23 protein-coding genes are annotated in these 20625 nt (G+C 58.0%); 11 read left to right on the top strand and 12 right to left on the bottom strand.

The window, feature by feature from the left end; translation table 11 throughout:
* Positions 1–158: 158 nt before the first annotated feature.
* Positions 159–1784 carry a methyl-accepting chemotaxis protein gene (locus tag AB7M26_RS28080; protein WP_429387162.1) on the top strand — a complete coding sequence of 542 codons (1626 nt, stop codon included), beginning with the start codon at positions 159–161 and terminating at the stop codon, positions 1782–1784.
* Positions 1785–1870: 86 nt separating this feature from the next.
* Here the strand turns inward: AB7M26_RS28080 and AB7M26_RS28075 are convergent, their stop codons facing one another.
* Entirely contained in the window at positions 1871–3049 is a 1179-nt protein-coding gene (locus tag AB7M26_RS28075) for a GAF domain-containing sensor histidine kinase (RefSeq protein ID WP_429377706.1), read from the bottom strand.
* Between the two features lie 158 nt (positions 3050–3207).
* The gene (locus tag AB7M26_RS28070; RefSeq protein WP_123495750.1) at positions 3208–3513 is read right to left on the bottom strand and encodes a PepSY domain-containing protein; all 306 of its coding nucleotides are present in this window, start codon (positions 3511–3513) and stop codon (positions 3208–3210) included.
* Between the two features lie 158 nt (positions 3514–3671).
* Between AB7M26_RS28070 and AB7M26_RS28065 the strand changes: the two genes are divergently transcribed.
* Complete coding sequence (locus AB7M26_RS28065; RefSeq protein ID WP_429377704.1) at positions 3672–4559, top strand: sterol desaturase family protein; 888 nt, start codon at positions 3672–3674, stop codon at positions 4557–4559.
* 1 nt (position 4560) lies between these two features.
* Here the strand turns inward: AB7M26_RS28065 and AB7M26_RS28060 are convergent, their stop codons facing one another.
* The gene (locus AB7M26_RS28060) at positions 4561–5244 is read right to left on the bottom strand and encodes a helix-turn-helix transcriptional regulator (RefSeq protein WP_429387157.1); all 684 of its coding nucleotides are present in this window, start codon (positions 5242–5244) and stop codon (positions 4561–4563) included.
* On the bottom strand, positions 5245–6372 hold the full coding sequence (locus AB7M26_RS28055; protein WP_429387154.1) for a glycerophosphodiester phosphodiesterase: 1128 nt from the start codon (positions 6370–6372) through the stop codon (positions 5245–5247).
* Between the two features lie 235 nt (positions 6373–6607).
* Between AB7M26_RS28055 and AB7M26_RS28050 the strand changes: the two genes are divergently transcribed.
* On the top strand, positions 6608–6934 hold the full coding sequence (locus tag AB7M26_RS28050) for a DUF2025 family protein (protein WP_030132586.1): 327 nt from the start codon (positions 6608–6610) through the stop codon (positions 6932–6934).
* A 146-nt stretch (positions 6935–7080) separates the two neighbouring features.
* On the opposite strand, the gene AB7M26_RS28045 is transcribed toward AB7M26_RS28050, so the two are convergent.
* Positions 7081–7404: an antibiotic biosynthesis monooxygenase family protein gene (locus AB7M26_RS28045; protein ID WP_429387151.1), complete on the bottom strand. Its 324-nt coding sequence runs from the start codon at positions 7402–7404 to the stop codon at positions 7081–7083.
* Positions 7401–8108, bottom strand: coding sequence for a CTP synthase C-terminal region-related (seleno)protein (locus tag AB7M26_RS28040; protein WP_123495763.1), 708 nt, complete (start codon positions 8106–8108; stop codon positions 7401–7403). Before AB7M26_RS28040 ends, AB7M26_RS28045 begins: the two co-directional genes overlap by 4 nt.
* A gap of 15 nt (positions 8109–8123) precedes the next feature.
* Between AB7M26_RS28040 and AB7M26_RS28035 the strand changes: the two genes are divergently transcribed.
* A complete protein-coding gene (locus tag AB7M26_RS28035; RefSeq protein ID WP_123495765.1) occupies positions 8124–9065 on the top strand; it encodes a LysR family transcriptional regulator in 942 nt (313 codons plus the stop codon).
* Between the two features lie 6 nt (positions 9066–9071).
* Here the strand turns inward: AB7M26_RS28035 and AB7M26_RS28030 are convergent, their stop codons facing one another.
* The gene (locus AB7M26_RS28030) at positions 9072–9611 is read right to left on the bottom strand and encodes a DUF1003 domain-containing protein (RefSeq protein WP_123495767.1); all 540 of its coding nucleotides are present in this window, start codon (positions 9609–9611) and stop codon (positions 9072–9074) included.
* A gap of 141 nt (positions 9612–9752) precedes the next feature.
* Complete coding sequence (locus AB7M26_RS28025) at positions 9753–10361, bottom strand: TetR/AcrR family transcriptional regulator (RefSeq protein ID WP_123495769.1); 609 nt, start codon at positions 10359–10361, stop codon at positions 9753–9755.
* Between the two features lie 216 nt (positions 10362–10577).
* Here AB7M26_RS28025 and AB7M26_RS28020 point away from each other — a divergent pair, with 216 nt between their 5' ends.
* The gene (locus AB7M26_RS28020; protein ID WP_123495771.1) at positions 10578–11636 is read left to right on the top strand and encodes an MBL fold metallo-hydrolase; all 1059 of its coding nucleotides are present in this window, start codon (positions 10578–10580) and stop codon (positions 11634–11636) included.
* Between the two features lie 52 nt (positions 11637–11688).
* Here the strand turns inward: AB7M26_RS28020 and AB7M26_RS28015 are convergent, their stop codons facing one another.
* On the bottom strand, positions 11689–11949 hold the full coding sequence (locus AB7M26_RS28015; RefSeq protein ID WP_123495773.1) for an XRE family transcriptional regulator: 261 nt from the start codon (positions 11947–11949) through the stop codon (positions 11689–11691).
* Positions 11950–11960: 11 nt separating this feature from the next.
* Positions 11961–12278, bottom strand: a complete 318-nt coding sequence (locus tag AB7M26_RS28010; RefSeq protein WP_123495775.1) for a helix-turn-helix domain-containing protein — start codon at positions 12276–12278, stop codon at positions 11961–11963.
* A 338-nt stretch (positions 12279–12616) separates the two neighbouring features.
* On the opposite strand from AB7M26_RS28010, the gene bglX reads away from it, so the two are divergent.
* Complete coding sequence (gene bglX / locus AB7M26_RS28005; RefSeq protein WP_429388964.1) at positions 12617–14845, top strand: beta-glucosidase BglX; 2229 nt, start codon at positions 12617–12619, stop codon at positions 14843–14845.
* Positions 14846–15045: 200 nt separating this feature from the next.
* On the opposite strand, the gene AB7M26_RS28000 is transcribed toward bglX, so the two are convergent.
* Entirely contained in the window at positions 15046–15813 is a 768-nt protein-coding gene (locus tag AB7M26_RS28000; protein WP_123495779.1) for an AraC family transcriptional regulator, read from the bottom strand.
* 112 nt (positions 15814–15925) lie between these two features.
* Here AB7M26_RS28000 and AB7M26_RS27995 point away from each other — a divergent pair, with 112 nt between their 5' ends.
* The 5 genes from AB7M26_RS27995 to AB7M26_RS27975 all read left to right on the top strand — a co-directional run bounded on the left by AB7M26_RS27995 (position 15926) and on the right by AB7M26_RS27975 (position 19560).
* Complete coding sequence (locus AB7M26_RS27995; protein WP_123495781.1) at positions 15926–16744, top strand: sulfite exporter TauE/SafE family protein; 819 nt, start codon at positions 15926–15928, stop codon at positions 16742–16744.
* Positions 16745–16815: 71 nt separating this feature from the next.
* On the top strand, positions 16816–17184 hold the full coding sequence (locus AB7M26_RS27990; protein WP_038979409.1) for a hypothetical protein: 369 nt from the start codon (positions 16816–16818) through the stop codon (positions 17182–17184).
* A 34-nt stretch (positions 17185–17218) separates the two neighbouring features.
* The gene (locus AB7M26_RS27985; RefSeq protein ID WP_429387144.1) at positions 17219–17908 is read left to right on the top strand and encodes a DUF6933 domain-containing protein; all 690 of its coding nucleotides are present in this window, start codon (positions 17219–17221) and stop codon (positions 17906–17908) included.
* Positions 17909–18003: 95 nt separating this feature from the next.
* Positions 18004–19164, top strand: coding sequence for a hypothetical protein (locus AB7M26_RS27980; RefSeq protein WP_429387142.1), 1161 nt, complete (start codon positions 18004–18006; stop codon positions 19162–19164).
* 162 nt (positions 19165–19326) lie between these two features.
* Positions 19327–19560, top strand: coding sequence for a hypothetical protein (locus tag AB7M26_RS27975; RefSeq protein WP_429377676.1), 234 nt, complete (start codon positions 19327–19329; stop codon positions 19558–19560).
* Between the two features lie 61 nt (positions 19561–19621).
* Here AB7M26_RS27975 and AB7M26_RS27970 read toward each other — a convergent pair whose 3' ends face one another.
* A complete protein-coding gene (locus AB7M26_RS27970; protein WP_429387139.1) occupies positions 19622–20611 on the bottom strand; it encodes a hypothetical protein in 990 nt (329 codons plus the stop codon).
* Positions 20612–20625: the final 14 nt, after the last annotated feature.

The following is a 20625-nucleotide window of genomic DNA, read 5'->3' as shown; positions in this document are numbered from 1 at the left end:
ACCGGTCGTCGGAGAGCGCTCAAGAAAGGCTCTGGCGCGCCGATGAGGCTGATGTTGATCTTCCGATTCTGGTGGTGAACCAGTGTCGCTGACAGGGATGTCCAGACATCTTGCATACCCCTTGGGCGTGCCTTTTCCCTGTCATGAGATATCACTCGATGTTTTTGCAAAAATCCCTGAGAGCGCAAATCCTCGCCCTGTTGAGCGGCAGCCTGTTGGCGATGTTGCTGATCGCTTTGTCCTGCTTTCACTTCCTGTCCAATGGCGTTCAGAACTACGCGAACCTGATTGAAGGTCCGTTGCACACCTCGCAATTGATCGATGAAGCCAACCTGCAATTCAAGGTGCAGGTTCAGGAGTGGAAGAACGTTCTGCTGCGTGGCAAGGAACCTGCGAACCTGGACAAATACTGGAAGCAGTTCGAGGACCGCCAGCGCGACGTGCAGGGCATCCTCGGTGAACTGGCCGGGCAGAAAGGCATCGAGCCGCAACTCAAGACCCGCATCGAACGCCTGCGTGAAGAGCATCGTGTATTAGGTGCGGCCTATCAGAAGGGCCGTGATGCCTACGTGGCGGCCGGTGCCGACCCAACAGCCGGCGACAACGCGGTCAAAGGCGTGGACCGTGCAGCCAGTGAGCAGATGAGCGAGTTGGTCAGTGAGTTGCGCAAGCAGGGCACCGAGCAATCGAAGCTGATCAGCGCCAGCGCCGATCAGACGGTGTGGTTGGGGATCATCGTGATGCTGGTGTCGGGTCTGCTGATTGGCCTGTTGAGCCTGTGGCTGGTCAACCGCAACCTGGTGGAACCGATCCGCAAACTGATCGACTACGTGGCGCAGCTCAGCCAAGGGCGCTTCGCCGAGCGCGTGGCCAGCACCCGTCAGGACGAGTTGGGCAACCTGGCCAAGGCCGCCAACACCTTGCGCGATTTCCTCGCCGAAACCTTCAGCCGTTTGCAGCGCAGCGCGACGGATCTGGACAGCGCCAGCGGCGAACTGAACTCGATTGCCGGCCTCATGGCCAGCGGCACCAACGAGCAATTCAACCGCACCGATCAGGTGGCCACGGCGATGAACGAAATGTCCGCCACCGCGCAAGAAGTCGCGCGTCACGCAGCCGACGCGGCACGTGCGGCCGATGACGCCGACCAGTCCGCCCAGCAGGGCGAAAAAGTCATGCAGGGCACCATTCACACCATCACCCAAATGCGCGGCGAAATCGCCAACACCGCCACGGTCATCCGTCGTCTGGAAGCCGACAGCGGGCGCATCGGTAAAGTGCTGGAAGTGATTCGCGGCATCGCCGAACAGACCAACCTGCTGGCGCTCAACGCCGCAATCGAAGCGGCCCGTGCCGGTGAAGCCGGGCGTGGTTTTGCGGTGGTCGCCGATGAAGTACGCAGCCTGGCCCAGCGCACGGCGGCGTCGATCATCGAGATCAACCAGATCATTCAAACCGTGCAAACCGGCGCAGTGGACGCGGCCCAGGCGATCGAAAGCGGTCAGTCGCGCAGCGAAGAAAGCGTCGAGCAAGTGACCCAGGCCGGCGCCATGCTCGAGCGCATCACCCATGCCGTGGAGGCCATTCGCGACATGAACCGCCAGATCGCCACCGCCGCTGAAGAACAGACTTCAGTGGCCGAAGACATCTCGCGCAACCTCACCGAAATCACCAGCATCGCCAGTACTAACCTGGACAACGTGCAGCGCACCGAAGCGGCCAGCCACAATCTGCATGGTTTGTCGGGGCAGTTGAATGAAGTCACGGCGCGGTTGAGCGCCTAGTGAAATGGACTGTGTACCGGTTCGGTTACCGAATCGGTACACAGTCGCTCTCAAGTTTAAGCCGTGCCCGTCGATCACGGATTTGCTTAAGCCCGTGAGGGCAAGCTGAAGGTGAACGTCGTGCCCTGTTGCTCGGTCGATAGCACCTCCAGTTTCCCGCCATGGGACTGCGCAATCTGACTGGCAATGTACAACCCCAACCCGAGGCCGACCTGCGGTGTGCCGCCGGCTGGTTTCGAGTAGGGCAGGAACAGATACGGCAGCGCATCTTCGGCAATCAGCCCCTGGTTCTTCACGCTCAACACAAAGTGTCCATCGTCGACCTGCGCACTGACCTCGACCGGGTCATCGGGAGTTCCGTGGACAACGGCGTTCGCCAGCAGATTGGAGAGCAACTGTGCGACCCGTTCGCGATCGCAATGAACGTTGCTCAGGTCGCCAATCGACGACTGAATGATGCGTCTGGGGTGAATGCTCTGGATCTCGGAAATCACATGCCGCAATGCATCCGCCAGATCCGGGCACGGCTCGATATTTACGGGGATGCCTCGGCCCAGTGAACCCCGCGCGAAGTCCAGCACATCTTCCACCAGTTTGGTCGCACGTCGGGCGCTGGTGAGGATGTGTCGGACGCGCTGCTCATTCGCGGGGTCGGAAAGTTTACGCAGGAGCATTTCGGCACCGGCGCTGATGGCGAACAAGGGGTTACGCAGGTCATGGCCAAGCACAGCGATGAATTGTTCGCGCAGTTCGGCGGTTTGGCGTTCCTTGACCAGCGCCGCTTCGGTCTGTTGCAGGGTTTCTTCTGCTTCTATTTGCAACGCGAGCATTCGGGCGAACGATTCCATGGTGCTCTGGATCGTGCTGGACTTGAGCGGCGCAGGGTTGGGATCAAGGGCGCAAATGGTGCCGAAAAAACGTCCGTCGGTGCGCAAAATCGGCACGGCGATGTAGCTTTCGAATTGATAGGTGCGGGGCGTGGGGTTATCGCGGTAGAGCGGATCTTCGCTGGCCTTGTCGATCACCACCGAGTGGTGGCCCTGGCGAATTTCGTTGCACAGGGTGGACACCAGGTCCAACTCATCGCCCACCTTCAAACCGAAATCCAGTCGATCAAGCACCGCGCAGGCAGTCCAGGAGTCTTCGTTAACACGGGCCACCGCGGCGAACCGCAAACCGGTCAACTCACTGATCACCCGGAGAATCGCCGGCACCGCGCTGATCCGGCCGATTGTGGCGATGTCTGCTGCCGCTGTTTGCCCCATATCCTTGGTTCTCTACTTCAACATGCCAAATGGTTTTGAGGGATTCTAGCGGGCTTGCGCGAATTGTCGCGGCTTCGTTCGTCGCTTCAGCGAACTGCCTGACGCTGAACGCAAAAAAGCCGCACGACCCGAGGATCGTGCGGCTTTTTGCAGATAAATCACGTGTCTTGTTTGTTGCTCAGAACCTTGCCGGTAGTGGCATCGAAGTCCACGTCCCACTCGGTGCCGTCAGCCAAGCGCAGTTCAACTTCATATTCGTAACCGTTGAAGTGGTTATCCAGGTCGGTGTCGGTAATCGTGGCACCCGGGTGCAACTTCAAGGCAGCCTGGTTCAGTTCTTCCAGGGGTTTGATCTTGCCACTCTTGACCAACTCGGGGATCTGGTCGACGCGAACGTCAGCCTGGGCCAGGCCAGCGGTGAGGGTCAGGGCAGCAGCGGTGAACAGGGCAGTTAAAGTTTTCATGAAGTTCTTTCCTTGGGTGAACTGTTTAAGTGGGATCAGGTTAGCTCGCGCAACTTAATTCACCCTTAAAAAACGTTTCGGGCTTCGATTGCGCCGTTTGTTCAATTCCGTCATCCCGACAATCTTTCATGCTGCGACCTCGATCAATGGAGGTGGTGATGAAATACATCTTTGCGCGGATCTATGCCCCAGCGTTCTGGGGCGGATTTATTGGGGCCAGCCTTTGGCTAACGGGAGTTGCCGGGTTAAGAGAGGGGTGGCTGTTGCCGCTGTTTCTCGCAGCCCTGGCCCTGTCGTTTCTGGCCGAATGGGCTTTACCCTATGAGGTGTGCTGGAATCGCTCGGTCGGTGATCGCGCTCGTGACATCGTTCACGGGTTGGTCAACGAGGCGTTGAATGCTCTCGGTTTGCTGGCGTTACCGGGCCTGGTGGCGCTGCTGTCGTTCGATGGGGCATGGCCAAGGGGGTGGCCGCTGTGGTTGCAACTGGCGCTGGCGATTTTCATCGCCGACGCCGGTCTCAGCCTGATGCACTACGCCAGCCACCGCGTGCAGTGGTTGTGGCGTCTGCATGCGGTGCATCACAGCGTTCAACGGCTATACGGCTTCAATGGCTTGATGAAACATCCGTTGCATCAACTGCTGGAAGCCTCTGCGGGGCTGTTGCCGTTGTTGCTGCTGGGCATCCCGCCGGACGTGGCGGCACTGCTGGCATTTGCCATCGCCATCCAGTTGCTGCTGCAACATTCCAATGTCGATATGCAGCTGGGGTACTTGCGCTGGATATTCGCCTGGGCGCCGGTGCATCGCTTTCATCACATGAAATATGGACGGGCCGGCGACGTGAATTTCGCCTTGTTCTTCAACCTGTGGGACTGGCTTCTGGGGACCGGGTTCTACACGGCGGATTATGAAATCCGTCAGGGCGACCTGGGCATCGGCAGCCGACCAGACTTCCCTCGGGACTACGTAGCGCAACTGCTGGACCCGTTCGGACCGGTGTCGTTGAGCAAAGAACCCGCGGTACCTGAGCCGTTGCGGCGCTGAATCAAGCCAGTAGACGCAGATCGATGTGTTGCAACGCTTGGCGAGCGGTCACGCCGAAGAGCTTTTTCAGACTCCGGGAGAAGTGCGCAGAATCGGCAAACCCGGCCTCGTGCGCGGCGTCAGTCACGGCGCTGCCGGCCAGGATCAGCACCATCGACAGCCGCAGTCGCCGCCATAGCACCAGCCTGCGCACAGGCAGGCCGAGGTGGCTGGCGAACAGCCGTTGCAATTGACTTAAGGACAGGTGTGCCTCGGCAGCCAATGCGCTTGCCGGCACCTTGGTCGTCAGCAACCCGTCGAGGGTGGACAAGGCGCGCTCGATCCGAGGATCGCCAAGGGATCGGCGTGGGCAATGACGAACGGCGTTGTCGAGGCTTTCAAGGGACAATGCGGCCTTGAAGACGACGTTGTTCAGCGCCTGGGCGTCGAATATCAGTGGTTCTGCATAGACCGTGAACACCGCATCCGGCGCCTCGACAATGGAGTGGCAGATTTGAGAGGGGATGAACAGGCGATGGGCCGTTTGGTTCACGCCGTCGAGATTGACGGTGACCGGTCGATCAGGGGCCAGGATCAGTTGATGGGCGTAATGGGCATGGGGCGCAGTGCGCCCCAGCTTTCCATGGATCAGACCATAATCACGCCCTAACCACAGGTGGCCTGTCCACTCGTTATTTTGCGTCACTCAGTAACCGTTGTTCTGCAACAACTGCGCAACACTCGCCGCCGCCGGACGCTTATAGAACTTCAGCAGTTCGCTGGCGCGGTTGGTGAAGATGCCATCGACCCCGGCATCCGCCACTTTCTGATAATCCACCGCATCGTCGATGGTGTAGACGTGCACCAACAGGCCCTGATCGTGGGTGTACTGGTTCATCCACGGTTTCACCAGGTCCGAGTAGCTCTGATCGCCACCCTTGGTGAGTGCGGCCGAAGGGCCGGTACCGATAGCGCCCTGGGCCTTGGCGTACTCGACCCATTGCTGGAATTCGGCTTTGTCTTTTGGCTCCTGCCTGGCGTAGTAGGTCGCTTTGTCCTTGTCACCGGACTCGGCGAACGTCACTTTGGATTTCGGCTCGATGCTGCCTTCGCCCACCCACAGCAGCAGGATTTTCGGCACTTGCGGCATTTCCTTCTCGAGCAGTTCGAGACTGCTCTTCTCGAAGGTTTGCAGCACCACCTTGCCTTTACCCTGGCCGACCGCCAGTTCGCTCTTCGCCAGTTTCGAACCGACCGGGCTCAGCCAGCCGCGGTCCTGCAATTTATCCTTGAGGTCGCGCTCGATACCGGGAAACTGCTTCGGCTCTTTGGTTTCGATGTACAGGCCCGGCTTGTGCAGCGGGTTGCCCTGGGCGATGTCGATGATTTCATCCAGGGTCAGGATCTTCAGACCTGCGTAGCCCGGACGCGCGCGATCCGGGTAAGCGCGGTTGAACCAGCTGCCGGCATCCAGGGTTTTGAGTTCGGCAATAGTGAACTCGTTGGCCAGGCTGTCCTTGCGCTCAGGGAACTTGGTGGCGACATCCGTGGTGCGTTGCAGGTTGTTGTCGTGCAGGGCGAACAGCACGCCATCCTTGCTGCGTTGCAGGTCCAATTCCAGGTAATCGGCACCCAGATCACGGGCCAGTTTGTAGGCCGCAGCGGTGGATTCCGGTGCATCGAAAGACGCGCCACGGTGAGCGATCACCGCCGGGTGCGGAATGCCCAAACGGGTCGCCAGTGCGGTGGGGCTTGGCTCGTTGGTGGCCTGTGCCTGGCCGAGGCCGAGCATCAGGCTCAGCAGCAAGGCGCTCTTGGTGAAGTTGACAGGCATGCTCGAAGTCCTTTTGCGATGGGTTTTCAAAGACGTATCTTTTAACAACTGAGCGCCGCTTGCGCTATCGCCAGACCGACATAAACGTGTTTAAAGGAGTTTTTTCAGCGCATTTGTGCGGTTCTTTGCAGTACTCTTGGCTCCGGCAATTTCCCCGGCAGAGGGAAACCCGTTCGCTTGCCCAGCGTGTAAACCATCGATCACCGGTCCTTTGCGACCTTTTGTGAGGTTTATCATGCGCATCACTTCCCAGCTCATTTGCCAGGCCGCCGACCAACTCAAAGGCTTCGTCGGCCTCAATCGCAAGACCGGCCAGTACATCGTTCGTTTTAGCGAAGACTCGTTCGGCATGGACGTGGCTGATGACGGCATCATCCCCACCAGTGAATTCGTCTGGGCTCCTGGCCCCGAGCAGACCATGACGCTCAAGCGAGAACTGATCCAGTTGCTGCTGGACCAGAACATCGACGACCGGATCAACATCACCGAACCGTTGCGGGTGTATATGAATCGGCGGGAAGTGCCGCAGATTACGGCGGTGAGGAGTTTGGTGCGGGGTTGAGGGTTTTGTGGTGTCAGGTCGGGCCTCTTCGCGGGCAAGCCCGCTCCCACATTTGATCCCTGTTGGGCACAAATCTTGTGTGCGCAGGAGATCCCCCTGTGGGAGCGGGCTTGCTCGCGAAGGCGATGCTAAAAACACCACAGCAATCACTGCTCAAACAGATACGCCCGCTCAACCCTGCACACCCGCGTATGACACGCCGAATACCAGGTCGACCGCCCGCGCTCGCGAATCGCACTGTGCTCAGGGTGATGTTTCCAGGCCAGGATCGCCGCTTCGCTATCCCAGTAGGACACTGTTATTCCAAGCCCATCCGCACCTCGGGCCGATTCCACGCCAAGGAAGCCGGGTTGCTCCCGGGCCAGTTGCACCATGCGTTCGGCGGCCTGTTCGTAACCGTGATCGCCGTCGGTGCGCAGTGAGGTGAAAATCACCGCGTAGTAAGGCGCTGCAGGCGTTTGGGCGATCATGATTGTTGCCTCGCACAGGCCTCGATCAGCGCCCGGACCAACGGCGGCAGAATACCCTTAAGCGCGGCGCGTTCCGGTTGGAACAGCGTGGCGACGAAGAACGGATGATCTTTTAGCTCCACCGCCCGCAGCCCTCCCGTTGAATCGTGGCCAACCGCGTGCAACTGTTGTTTCAGCAACTCCCGTTCAAGCTCGGGATTCACACCATAACGGCAGCGATATCCCTCGCGAATTTCAGCGTTTTCGTACGCCTTTGCGATCAACGAACCTTCAACCAAATGAATGCTGTCGACGGCTTCCACCAGCGAACAGGTCAGCGGCGTGAGTAATGCTCGCGTCGCATCGGGCGAGGTCTCGCCGTGTTCGGCATCGCTCCAGCCCAGAACGTTGCGGGCGAATTCGAGCACCGCGTACTGAAAACCACCGCAAGTGCCGAGGAAAGGTCGCTGCTGCTCGCGGGCAAAACGGATCGCCCGTAACGCGCCGTCCATGTCGCGATAAGGGCTGGCGGGCACGCACCAGAAACCATCGAAGTCATTCAGTGGCGTAGCGGCGTTGACGGTATCAGTGGCCAACCATTGGAGCTGTATGTCTTGGCCTGAGTGTTCGGCAGCCATGCCGAGGGCGACGGGAATGGCTTGGTGGGCGGTGACCTGTGGGTCGTAATCGCCGATCAGGGCGATGCGGATGGCGCTGGTTTCCATGAGTGATCTCGACGCTTGTTGATTCCTGGCACCCACTATAGATTGGCGTTCACGCAATCAATATTGGCGTTATCCCAAGTGATCAATGCACCGATGCACTATCGACTGGACTACCCGGATCTGTCCTTGATCCTCGCCCTGGTGCGCGGCGGCTCTCTGGCCCGGGCGTCCGCGTTGTTGAAGGTCGACGTGTCGACGGTGTTTCGCGCCGTCCGCCGACTGGAAGCCGCGTTGGGTCAGCAACTGTTCGAGAAGAGCCGCGCCGGTTACCTGCCGACCACGCTGGCGCAGACCCTGGCCGAGCAGGCTGAACGCGCCGAACAAGCGCTGGAGGCGGCGCGCATTGGTGTGGAGCAGGGCGGTGAAATCATCAGCGGCACGGTGCGCCTGACGTGCACCGATTCGGTCCTGCAAAGTTTGTTGTTGCCGGCGCTGGCGCGGTTCATGCCGTCTTACCCGGCGCTGACCATTGAACTCTGCACCTCCAACGACTTCGCCAACCTCAGCCGTCGCGACGCCGACATCGCCTTGCGCTTGACCCGCACACCGCCCGAACATTTGGTGGGTCGGCGGTTGGCGGATATTTCCTACCGGGTCTGTGCCAGCGGGGCCTATCTGCAATCAGTCGATTCCCACGACCTGGCTGCATTGACCTGGATCGCCCCGGACGACTTCCTGCCCGATCACCCCACCGTCGCATGGCGGCGTCAGCAGTTGCCTGGCGTGACGCCTGGTTATCGCTGTAACAGCATGTTGTCAGTGACAGAGTTAGTGCGGGCCGGGCTGGGTGTCGCGGCGTTGCCGGACTTTTTGATCGGTGATGGACTGCAACCGTTGACCGAGCCCTTGCACGGTTACGACACGGCACTGTGGTTGCTCACACGCCCGGACTGCCGCGCGTTGCGCTCGGTGGTGACGTTGTTCGATGAATTGGGGCGCGCGCTGAAGTTTCCTTGAGTCGGATCACGCCTTCGGTGGCTCTTTGCCTACGAAGTGTTGATGCATTTCCGACGTCAGACTTTCGATACGCTCGGTCAGGGTTTTGGTGATTTCGGTAAGCCGGGTGTTTTGCTCCAGCAGTTCCAACAGTTGCGCGGTGTGTCGCGCGGCCTGGGCCTGACGTTCACTGTTGGCGACGGCCAAGGCTTCACGATGTCGCGCATCGGCGTCTGAGTGGGCTTTGTCCCGCGCCGCCTGGCGCGTCTGGGCCAGCAGAATCAGCGGCGCGGCATAGGCCGCTTGCAGGCTGAACGCCAGGTTAAGCAGGATGAACGGGTACACATCGAACTGAGTCACGCCTGACAGGTTCAGACAAATCCAGACCACCACAATCAGGGTTTGGGCACCGAGAAAAGTCGGCGTGCCGAAGAACCGTGCAAAGGCCTCGGCGCGCAGGGCAAAACGGTCAGTGCCGAAAGTGGGCGCCAGATGAGCGTGAGGGCGATGGAAGCGCAGGTGATCGATGGAACCGGGGATTTCGGTTTCGCGGGTCGGGGTGCTCATGGTGCTCTCTGCATGGCTGCTGGGACTGAGGCTCACTATAGACCCAGCGCCAGTTTCATTCTGAAACACATTTCGGTGTTTCTACTCAGAGCGACCAGTCAGCGATAACGCGGCGGACATTGTCATTTTTTGCAACCCGATTCAGCGCTGATAACAGGCCAGAAACATGTCCAGGGCCGACTCCACAACGGTGTGCTGCATCTCGGGCGACAAGCCTGGCTGGCCCATGGAGATCTGCGGCCAGAACGCAAAGGACTTGAGCAATCCCTGGACCTGTTGTGCGGCGAATTCGGGTGCGACCGGTTTCAATCGGCCATCGGCCTGAGCAGCTCGAATCCATACAGTCATGCCTTCTTCGCGCTCGCCCATTCGGGTGACCATGTTCTGCGCGCGCTCGGGAGAATGGATGGTGGCGGCGATCGCTACTCGTGCCAGGTCGAGAAAATTGTCATCGGCCAGCATCTGCAATTTCGCCTGCAACATCAGGCGCAACTGGTCGCGCAGGGGCAGGTCAGGGCGGTAGGCGGTTTCCTGTTCGGCCGTTACCCGCGCCCACAATTGATTGAGGATTTCGGCGAACAACTCTTCCTTGCTCGGGAAGTGGTTGTACACGGTGCGCTTCGACACGCCAGCGGTGGCGGCGATCTTGTCCATGCTGGTGATGTCGAAACCATTGGCACGGAATTCGGCAATCGCCGCCTGAATAATGGCTTCGCGTTTACGATCGGTGAGGCGTTGTGGAGCTGTCATAAATACGCTTAGGCAAAAATAAGGGGAGAACTACACTTGGCAGTTTACTTGCGAACGGCTTTGATGCAACCTTGAAACTACACTGTGCAGTGTAATGTTTTGTTAATCCTGCCCAGTAAAAAATAGAATCTGCGGCTGATGCGTGCGTGCTTTGGCCATCTATCGTCCCCAAGGGGGGAAATCGCGAATCTGCGGTTTTCCTGGAGTCATTCAGTCATGGCCACTTTAACTTCTCCAGCGGATAACGCCGCAACGCCTGAAGCTTCACGACAGGCGCAAGGGCAATATCGAAATCATGTACCGGTGAAGCGCCAAGGCTTTCGCAAAACCTTGCGCATTCTGTGGGACTTTATCTTCCACAAACCGCGCGACACCCGTCCGTCTGCTCCCGTCCCGGTGCAAACCCTGACCCAGGCAGCGTTGATCGCTGCGCCCAACCACAGCGTCTATCGCCTTGGTCATTCCACTGTACTGCTGAAACTGCGAGATAAATTCTGGATCACCGACCCAGTCTTCGCCGAGCGCGCCTCGCCAGTGCAATGGGCCGGCCCGAAGCGTTTCCATCAGCCACCGATCAGCCTCGAAGACCTGCCGTCGATTGAAGCGGTGATCCTGTCTCACGACCACTATGACCACCTCGACTATCAGGCCGTGCTCAAACTGGCGGACAAGACCCAATACTTCCTTACTCCGTTGGGTGTGGGCGACACCTTGATCAAATGGGGCATCGATGCCAGCAAAGTGCGCCAACTGGATTGGTGGCAGAGCACCGAGGTCGATGGCCTTCAATTCGTCGCCACCCCTTCGCAGCACTTTTCCGGTCGCGGCCTGTTCGACGGCAACCGCAGCCTTTGGGCATCGTGGGTGATGATCGACGGTGACACGCGGCTCTTCTTCAGTGGCGACAGCGGCTACTTCGACGGCTTCAAACGCATTGGCGAACAGTACGGCCCGTTCGACCTCACGCTCATGGAAACCGGCGCCTACAACGTCGAGTGGCCGCATGTTCACATGCAGCCCGAGCAAACCCTGCAAGCGCACATCGACCTTAAAGGGCGCTGGTTGCTGCCGATCCACAACGGCACCTTCGACCTGTCGATGCACGCCTGGTACGAACCCTTCGACCGTATTTTGGCATTGGCCTGGGAGCGGAGCGTGTCGATCACCACGCCGCAGATGGGCGAAGCGTTCAACGTGATGTATCCGCAACGGGGCAGTGCGTGGTGGTTTGAGGTGGAAGGTGAAAGCGATCAGGCGGCGCCTCAGAACGCTTGATGTTGTGCTGCCGGGCCGCTTGCCGTGGGGGCGGCCCGAGTTCTGGATCGATCTATCTACGTTCATCCAGTAGCAGGTTTGGATATTCCGAGATTTTTGCCACGGTCAAATCGCGAAATTTTCCACTCAGTAATTCGTCCAGTTCTTCCTGCGACAGTCCGAGCCTTTGCGCGGCCTCAGTCTTGCTCAGCCGACCGTTTTGGAGGAGCAGGCCAATCTTCATGACGTGTTCGGCTTTGGCCCGCATCTCACCCGCCTCGGGGTAGCCCGGCGCCTCATGAACGCAGCGGTTGCTTCCATCGATTTCATTCATTTGCTGACACCTCACTCAACCATTGCATAATCCGCCCGCCCCACCGGATCCGGTGTCGACCCTCTCACATTCATCCCTCTGCCCGGTGCAAATCCCGGGAAGAACACCAGGCCTTGCGACTCAAACCGATACGCCAACGCCAGCCGGGTGACATCGAGCACCTCGCGTTCTGCCTCGAAGCGCTGAATGGCGTCAACGGAAACCCCGGATTCCTCGGACAACTCTTCAACACTCCAGCCCAGCATCGCTCGGGCCTGGGCACAGTGGGCGGGGGTGAACTGGAAGAGGGCGATACGTTCCAGGGTGATTTTCATCGCAAGAGTGGCCATGGTGTTCTCCGGGCTCGAGAGTGCTGATTCAAAATATACTGTGTTTTTGTACAGTTGTTTTGATCCCGGATCAAACTCATTTTTTTGATCGATTCTGTTTTTCGCTCCGGCAGGCGCTTGAGAGCGACTACGCTGTTTCTATGCGGGCACCTGAAAGCTCAAGGCTTTCAACGCCCGTGAGCAGCAATGATTGAACGTCAGCTTTCTGATTTTCAATACAGGGAAAGTGGCGTTTATGACGCAGTGCGCCACCGCGTTATGCAGGGAAGGGAATCATGAAAAGACTACGTCTGCTATGTGCCCTGATCGGTTTTACAAGCTTGCCCGTCGCGGCTGATATGGCATCGTTGAGCAAAGAGGCCTTTGTCAGCGACCTGATAAATCAAATGACCCTGGAGGAAAAAATCGGCCAACTGCGGCTGATCGCTATTGATGAAAAGATGACCCCCGAAAAAATACGCGAAGAGATCGCCGCCGGGCGAATCGGCGGTACCTACGGCTCTGTAAGCCGTTTCGTAAACCGCCCCATGCAGGACGCATCTCAACAAAGCCGCCTGAAAATCCCGATGTTTTTCGGCTGGGACGTGATACACGGCCATCGAACCATTTTCCCCATTGGTCTGGCACTGGCCTCCAGCTGGGATATTGGCGCTATTGAGCTAAGCGGTCGAATAGCGGCAAAAGAAGCCAGTGCGGACGGTATCGACCTGACCTTCGCCCCGATGATAGATATCGCCCGGGATCCTCGTTGGGGGCGCACCTCCGAAGGCTTTGGCGAAGACACCTACCTCGTTTCGCGCATTGCCAAAGCGATGGTTCAGGCCTACCAGGGCGCAAGCCCGAATGCACCCGACAGCATCATGGCCAGCGCCAAACATTTTGCGTTGTACGGGGCTGTCGAGGGTGGGCGCGACTACAACAGCGTCGACATGGGCCTGGCCAGAATGCACCAGGATTACCTGCCACCTTATCGTTCGGCAATTGAGGGGGGCGCGGGGGCGATGATGGTTGCGCTTAACTCGATAAATGGCGTGCCAGCCGCTTCCAATGCCTGGTTGATGCAAGACCTGCTGCGCAAGGCATGGGGCTTCAAGGGGCTGGTCATCAGCGACCACAACGGGATAAACGATCTGGTTCAGCATGGTGTGGCGAAGAATCACCGAGAAGCCGCCAGGCTCGCGATCAAGGCGGGCGTCGATATGAGCATGAACGACTTCTCCTACGGTCCGGAGCTATCGGGGCTGCTTGAGTCGGGCGCTATTTCCCAGAGCAATATTGATAACGCGGTGCGGGAAGTACTGGGTGCCAAGTACGACATGGGGCTGTTCGAAGACCCTTACCGGCGCATCGGCATTGCCAGTGAAGACCCCGCTGACAACAATGCCGAATACCGTCTGCACAGAGCCCAGGCCCGTGAGGTGGCACGCAAGACATTGGTGCTGCTGAAGAATGAAAACGGCCTCTTGCCGCTGAAAAAAGAGGGCGTGATCGCACTCATAGGCCCATTGGCAAAAAGTACCGTCGACATCATGGGCAGTTGGTCCGCAAGCGGCGTGCCCGCGCAATCGGTGACGATCTACGACGGCCTGAAAAACGCGATGAACCAGGGCTCGCTGATCTATGCCCGAGGCGCCAATCTCGAGGAGGATCAGGAGGTCGTTAAATACCTGGAATACCAGGGAGTGTCCGAAATCGCGAACGACCCTCGCCCGGCGGCAGAAATGATTGATGAAGCGGTCAAGGCTGCACAGCAAGCCGATGTCGTGATCGCAGTGGTAGGCGAGCCCCGCAGCATGTCTCACGAAGCGGCCAGTCGAACCAGCCTCGACCTGCCTGGGCGCCAGAGTGAATTGATCACCGCCCTGAAAGCCACCGGCAAGCCGTTGGTACTGGTGTTGATGAACGGCCGGCCACTGTCCATCGGCAAGGAGCAGAAACAGGCCGATGCGATTCTGGAAACCTGGTACAGCGGCTCGGAAGGAGGCAACGCCGTGGCTGATGTGCTATTCGGCGACTACAACCCGTCTGGCAAATTACCCATCACCTTTCCACGCTCCGTGGGCCAGATCCCCAATTACTACAGCCACTTGAATACCGGTCGCCCCTACATAGCGGGTGCGCTTCGCAACTACACGTCTCAATATTTCGATCAATCCCACGGTCCGCTTTATCCCTTCGGCTATGGGCTGAGCTATACCGACTTCAGCCTGACCGACATGGCCCTGTCGTCGACCACGCTGAGCAAGACCGACAACCTCGTCGCCAGCGTCATGGTGAAGAACACCGGCCAGCGCGACGGCGAAACGGTGGTTCAGCTGTACATCCGCGATGTCGTGGGATCCGTCAGCCGTCCGGTCAAAGAACTCAAGAACTTTCAAAAAATCATGCTCAAGGCCGGAGAAGAGAAAGCGGTCCATTTCAGCATTAATGAGAACGACTTGAAGTTCTTCAACACCCAATTGGAATACGCCGCCGAGCCGGGTGAGTTCCGGGTGCAAATCGGCCTGGATTCCCAGAATGTGAAGGAGCAGAGTTTTGAGTTGCTGTCAGAACAAGGTAGTGGCTGACGCTTATGGAGTTGTGAGACGAACATTGCACCTGTGGCGAGGGAGCTTGCTCCCGTTGGGCTGCGCAGCAGTCCTAAAACCTGCAACCTTGTTCTGTCAGGTACACCGCATGCATCGGATTTGCGACTGCTTCGCAGCCGAGCGGGAGCAAGCTCCCTCGCCACAGGTTTTGCACTTGGCAGGTGCTTTTTTTGGCCTCGCTATTTCGCCCCCTCCAGCCAAACGGACGGTGCCTGCCCCAGCACGCGACGAAACATCGTCGAGAACGCCGCCGGGCTGTCATAGCCAAAATCCAGCGCAATCCGCGTCACCGGCGTGCCCACCGCCAGCCGCGCCAAAGCCAGCACCACACAAGCCCGCTGCCGCCATTGGCTGAAACTCAGCCCGGTCTGTTGGCGGAACAGGCGATTGAAAGTACGCAAACTGATATGCAACTGATCAGCCCATTGTTGCGGCGATTGATGAGTGTTCGGTTGCTGGAGAAACATCTGACACAACCCAAGCAGCCGCGCATCCATAGGCAGCGGAATGTGCAACGGCAAGTGAGCGCTACGGGCCAACTCGTGCAGCAGCAAGTCGATCAGCGCACCGTCGCGCCCGGCCTCGTCGTACTCCAGCGCAACCTCCACCGCCTCCATCAACAAATGCCGCATCAACGGCGAAACACTGATCACCTGACAGCGATTGCCCAAATCAACCGCCCCCGGTTCGATATACAAGCTGCGAGTGCTCACCCCCAACATCAACACCTCATGCGCCACCCCCGGCGGAATCCACACCGCCCGCTGCGGCGGCACCACCCAATTGCCGTCGTGCGTACTCACCTGCATCACCCCGGTGGCGCCGTACAACAACTGCGCCCGCCGATGGGTATGGTGCGGCAACTGATGACCGTCGGGGTAATCCGTGCCGAGGGCCACCACCGAGCGTGGCGTGTCGTCCAGCAGATCAATCGAAACATTGCGCATCGAGCGGTACCCAGCGGTTGGCGTAAACGCAAACATTATTGGCTGACTTGCTGAAGCAGGCCAACCCCCATCGCTCTATCGTCGACCACTCCCAACCAACGGACGATGCGCGATGTTCTTCTACCTCTTGCTGGCACTCTTCGGCTGCATGACCGGCGTCACCGCCGTGCTGTTCGGCTTCGGCGGCGGCTTCGTCGTCGTGCCCTTGCTGTACCGCATGCTTACGGCCAGCCACGGGGCCGACGATCCCATCAGTCAATCGGCGATGCACATCGCCGTGGCCACCTCGACCTGCGTGATGATCGTCAACGCCCTGATCGCCACCGGTAAACATCACCGCGCCGGTAATCTCATTCGCCATTACCTGTGGCCGTTGGGCGGGTTCATCGGCCTGGGCGCGATCATCGGCGCCGTTGCAGCGATGTGGGCAAGTGGCGAGTTGATTCGTTTTGCCTTCATCGCCTACCTCGGCGTGACGATTCTGGACTGCCTGTTCCGACGCGGTTTTCTCACCCAGTCCGACGCCATCATCCCACGGCGATTGGGCAGGGCAGAAGTGTCGGGCGGCGGTGTAGGCATCGGCACCATCGCCACGTTTCTCGGCGTGGGCGGCAGCGTCATGACCGTGCCGTTATTGCGACGTTGTGGGCTGAGCATGTCTCGGGCTACATCGATGGCCAATCCGTTGAGTCTGCCGGTTGCGCTGGCCGGGACGCTGACTTACATGGCGATGGCGGGGTTTACCGAGTTTGATCTGGGGGCGTGGTTTGTCGGTTATGTGGATGTGCTGGCGTTTGCGGTGTTGTCGGTGGGGTCGCTGGTGGGGATTCGCCTGGCGACGCCGTGGATCGGGCGGATACCGGACCAAATACATGCGCGGGTTTATATTGGTTTGCTAGTTTTGGTGATGCTGAGTCTGTGCGCCAAGTGAGGTTGGAATCAGTCGGCTTATTCGCAAGAATAGGCCTTCGCACTGTTCAAGATTTCACGCAGGAGAATGTCATGCCGATCCTCGAAAGTGACTGGAAGAAGTTCAAGGAACTGCGCAAGATTGCGCTCGATAGATTTTGCCAAGGTGTTCTTGCCGATGCCAAGACGATCGCCCAACACGGGGCGCTGTCAGCTCACGCTCGATACGGAATGCTCTATGGATTGATCCAGGATCGGAACAAGGACATGGCCCAAGCCTTTGACCATAACAGTCAATCCCGTTCCAGTGCGCTCAGAGGCTTGTGGTTGATGGTCATGCACGACTTGCTGACCGACGCCGAATTATCAGTTCTCAGCGAAGATGCGCTGGACTACATCTCGGAAGTTGTTCGCCAACCCTATGAGCTTGAATGGGTTGACGAGATCGTGAGACAGGACTGAGTGTCCTTCAATACATGGACCAAAAGGACCAAGGATGTTGATCTTCAACTGCACCGAAGCGGCCAGTGACTTCTTCAGTCGCGTGAGCAAGGGCAAGAAAATCACTTCGGTGGAGAAACCGCCATCGCCTGTTATCGAAGACGATGAGTCAGTTGAATCCACCGAACAGTGGCTGGTCCATGCGATTACCGTTCAACGCAAGCACGTATTGTTCGTCATCCATGTGCAAACCCGTTATTGCATGATTTTCGCGGACGCGAAAAAGGCCGATGTCGCAGGTTTTGTTCAACGTTTTTCCGAGCGATGGATAAACGGCCTGATCCATCATGCGGGGCAGCACGACATCCTTCGCTGGGTCGAAGATGAGCCAATGATGGAGCGCTTTGAGGAAAGCAATCGCGAGTACCGACTGTACAAACGCCGACATCGCGGTGCGCAAAAGCACATCGACGATATCGCCTGGTTCTTCCAGGATTGCGCTGCAGAGTGGGGCACCTTACCGCCGGACGAGTATGCGGCTGGCCGCTTCGACGCGCAGATGAACGACTTCCTCAGAGGCAGTAAAGGCCATAAAGACTATTACTTCCCGAGCGAAGAGATGATGGTGCACTGGTTACGTCAGTATTGCGGTCTCGACGAGTCCGGCATCCAGGCTGCACGTGATCGGCGCAAAGAAGGAAGACGGGAAACTCAAGAACTGATGCAGCAGCTTGAGCAGGATTGATCGGACATTGCCCATATCGATTCTCAGACGCTGATTCGCCATACTCCGCGCCACTTTTTCGCGAGCAGATGCTCGCTTCCTTCAAGGATGATGTGATGTTCAAAGGACTGTTTGGCCTGACCGGCATTGTCGCGCTGGCCTGTTCAACTTTTTCGACCGTGCTGTGGGCCGGCAATGGCGAGCGGGTTTACACCGGCACGTTGGGCAAAATGCCGATTGTGCTGGAGCTGAACGTCAACAGCGGTGAGGGCCGCTATTTCTATCAGAAGTACCGTAAGGACTTGGTGCTCAGTGGCACAAAGGAAGGGGAAACCCTGGTCCTTGTCGAGGGAAACCAGCGGTATGGTGAGGATACTGCTCTTCCGCAAATTCGCTTGCAGGACAAACCCAACGGTTGGTCCGGCGAATGGACCAGCCCTCAGGGCAAAGTCCTCAAGGTCGAGTTGCAGCAAGCGAATCTCCCGCCAGTTTCCGCCGATACCTTGCCCTATCTCGCAGCACTCCATGAAAACTCGCCTTACGAATACTTGCGCCTTCAAGGCATGACGCTCAAACAAGGCAAGACCGAAACGTTTAATGGCTACTCGCTGCAATGGTGGAGCGAGCCGCAAACCAAGACGACGCTATTTGAAGTCGTTTCGGGCTACACCGCCGAAGAGCGTCAGCGGATCAATCAACAGTTGATGGGGCGCTTGTGGCTGGAAGTAGTGGGTTATTACGGATGTCTCGCCGGCGGTGGCGTGAATTTCTATCACCAAACGATCAAACCGTTGTTGATGACGCCTTCGGTCATCAGCGTGAACATCGGTACTGAGTACAGCTGTGGCGGCGCTTACCCGGATCAGAACGATGTGCCGCTCAACCTCGATGCCAAGACCGGCAAGCCCTTGGTACTTGAGGATGTTCTTTGGGTGGGGGAGGGGAAACCGCTGCATTACGATGAACTCGACGGTGAAAGCGATCAGTCACCTGACACGTTCACCGCGTTTTCCGCGTACCGTTCCAACGAGTTCGCGCCATGGTTGGTGGACCAGCTCAGTAAGCTCTATCCGGATCAGATGACCAGTGATGAAGACTGTGCCTACAGTGATGTAGAACCGTGGCGTTTCCTGTCTTGGCATTTCGCCGAAAACGGCATCAAGCTAGAGCCATCATTTCCTCATGTAGCCGCTTCGTGTGGGTATGTTGAATGGAGCGTCCTGCCCTACAACCTCATAAAACAACACCCAGGCGGGGTAGCGCTGCAACTGCCCTGAGGCGAATTTACTTCTCCGCCAACCCCGGTGCTTCACGAATTATGAAGTGATCCAGGTTCTAACGGACTGGCTGAGCTACCCTCGTATTCAGTTGGGGTTTTCCATTGAGGGCAGTTTCTCCGACTACCACGAGTCGAAGGAAATATGGTTTTGGAAGGTCATATGAAAATTGTTAAAGGGGCATTGTTCGTCATCCTTATGGTTACCTTGGCCATTGGGGCATTTAATTTGTTATTCGTGGCAGTGTCTGACTACTTTGGGCCGTTCTACGAAAGTGAAGCGGACCAACGTCGGAACTTTGCAATTTGGCTTTTGGGTAATGCGGGGGTTGGGATGCTTTCGATTGTTATGGGGGTTGTTTTGTATCGGCGTTATCTGCGCAGAGCACGTGTTTGAACGACACGATGGCCGCCGTCCCGACGCGATATCAGCCACAGCAATAACGCTGTGACACCGATTAGTTACCCGCCAACCCCGGCGCTTCACGAATGATGAAGTGATCCAGGTTTTCGATATTGGCACTGAACACCCCGAACGTCTGTTCGGGGTTTTTCTTGCTCGGCACCTGCTTCAACTCCGGCGTCACCCCATAAAAGAAGCAATACAACTCGGCGTCACTGTCGACCGCGTGCTTGATCTCTTCCAGAAACGCCTTGCGCTTGCGGTAGTTGTCGATCAGCTTCTTGCTCAAGTAAACGTTCACCGAATAAGGCTTCTTCTTCGCCTCGTCCGGTTGCTTGAACCAGACCTTCTGCTCGAAATCGATGCGAAAGCTCTGGGTGTAATCCTTGATCTCCTTGATCTTGCCCCAGTAAATCAGCCCCTTGTTGTCCTGCAGATACTCGATCTTCTTGAAGAACGACCCATAAGGCGCCGAGTGCTCGCCAATCTTCAGCGGCATGCGCTTGAGCAGCTCCTTGTCCTCGAAGTTCGACACAAAACACTCCACCGGATGGGCGAAGACACTGGTCTTGTCCGGCGCCGACTCCCGGCTCGGGTGCTCGACATTACTGGCCGCTGAAGCTGGTTTTGGGTCATCCCGCATGACATCCGCCGCCACCGCCGGGCTCGCAGGCTTACGCACATACTCACGCCGAGTCAGCAACAACTCCGACGGAAAATGCTCCTCTCGACTGTCATCCGATTCCGCACCGTCCGCCTCCAGGCCCGACGCCGGCGTCTTCAGGCTGACATAAGGACAACCCTCAACATGCCGCGTGCTGGGGATGTTCTTGAAGTGCGGCGTACGCACGTAATTCACGTTCTTGGCGTTGAACGTCCCCAACACGTTGGTCGCATCGAACGCCAAGCGGCAGGCATCGTTGGGGCACTGGAAGTGTTCTTTGGCGGAATCGAACTCCATGGTTTCGTCGAAATTCAAATCGCGCACGTCATAGATCGACAGCTTGTCGTCGAGGCTGAGGCAGTAGGCAAGGTCGAATTTCATGGGCTATCGGGCTC

This window comes from Pseudomonas sp. F-14 TE3482, assembly GCF_053629455.1.
The sequence above is the reverse complement of the archived record's forward strand: the minus strand, read 5'-3'. Positions and strand labels throughout refer to the sequence as shown.

Coding starts and splice junctions, on each gene's coding strand:
- AB7M26_RS28030 (WP_123495767.1), bottom strand. CDS start 9,611: ATGAGCACCCCGACCCGCGAAACCGAAATCCCCGGTTCCATCGATCAC.
- AB7M26_RS28045 (WP_429387151.1), bottom strand. CDS start 7,404: ATGATCGCCCAAACGCCTGCAGCGCCTTACTACGCGGTGATTTTCACC.
- AB7M26_RS28050 (WP_030132586.1), top strand. CDS start 6,608: ATGCGCATCACTTCCCAGCTCATTTGCCAGGCCGCCGACCAACTCAAA.
- AB7M26_RS27985 (WP_429387144.1), top strand. CDS start 17,219: ATGTTGATCTTCAACTGCACCGAAGCGGCCAGTGACTTCTTCAGTCGC.
- AB7M26_RS28020 (WP_123495771.1), top strand. CDS start 10,578: ATGGCCACTTTAACTTCTCCAGCGGATAACGCCGCAACGCCTGAAGCT.
- AB7M26_RS28080 (WP_429387162.1), top strand. CDS start 159: ATGTTTTTGCAAAAATCCCTGAGAGCGCAAATCCTCGCCCTGTTGAGC.
- AB7M26_RS28015 (WP_123495773.1), bottom strand. CDS start 11,949: ATGAATGAAATCGATGGAAGCAACCGCTGCGTTCATGAGGCGCCGGGC.
- AB7M26_RS28025 (WP_123495769.1), bottom strand. CDS start 10,361: ATGACAGCTCCACAACGCCTCACCGATCGTAAACGCGAAGCCATTATT.
- AB7M26_RS27995 (WP_123495781.1), top strand. CDS start 15,926: ATGTTCTTCTACCTCTTGCTGGCACTCTTCGGCTGCATGACCGGCGTC.
- AB7M26_RS27980 (WP_429387142.1), top strand. CDS start 18,004: ATGTTCAAAGGACTGTTTGGCCTGACCGGCATTGTCGCGCTGGCCTGT.
- AB7M26_RS28000 (WP_123495779.1), bottom strand. CDS start 15,813: ATGCGCAATGTTTCGATTGATCTGCTGGACGACACGCCACGCTCGGTG.
- AB7M26_RS28075 (WP_429377706.1), bottom strand. CDS start 3,049: ATGGGGCAAACAGCGGCAGCAGACATCGCCACAATCGGCCGGATCAGC.
- AB7M26_RS28010 (WP_123495775.1), bottom strand. CDS start 12,278: ATGGCCACTCTTGCGATGAAAATCACCCTGGAACGTATCGCCCTCTTC.
- AB7M26_RS28065 (WP_429377704.1), top strand. CDS start 3,672: ATGAAATACATCTTTGCGCGGATCTATGCCCCAGCGTTCTGGGGCGGA.
- AB7M26_RS28040 (WP_123495763.1), bottom strand. CDS start 8,108: ATGGAAACCAGCGCCATCCGCATCGCCCTGATCGGCGATTACGACCCA.
- AB7M26_RS27990 (WP_038979409.1), top strand. CDS start 16,816: ATGCCGATCCTCGAAAGTGACTGGAAGAAGTTCAAGGAACTGCGCAAG.
- AB7M26_RS27975 (WP_429377676.1), top strand. CDS start 19,327: ATGAAAATTGTTAAAGGGGCATTGTTCGTCATCCTTATGGTTACCTTG.
- bglX (WP_429388964.1), top strand. CDS start 12,617: ATGGCATCGTTGAGCAAAGAGGCCTTTGTCAGCGACCTGATAAATCAA.
- AB7M26_RS28055 (WP_429387154.1), bottom strand. CDS start 6,372: ATGCCTGTCAACTTCACCAAGAGCGCCTTGCTGCTGAGCCTGATGCTC.
- AB7M26_RS27970 (WP_429387139.1), bottom strand. CDS start 20,611: ATGAAATTCGACCTTGCCTACTGCCTCAGCCTCGACGACAAGCTGTCG.
- AB7M26_RS28070 (WP_123495750.1), bottom strand. CDS start 3,513: ATGAAAACTTTAACTGCCCTGTTCACCGCTGCTGCCCTGACCCTCACC.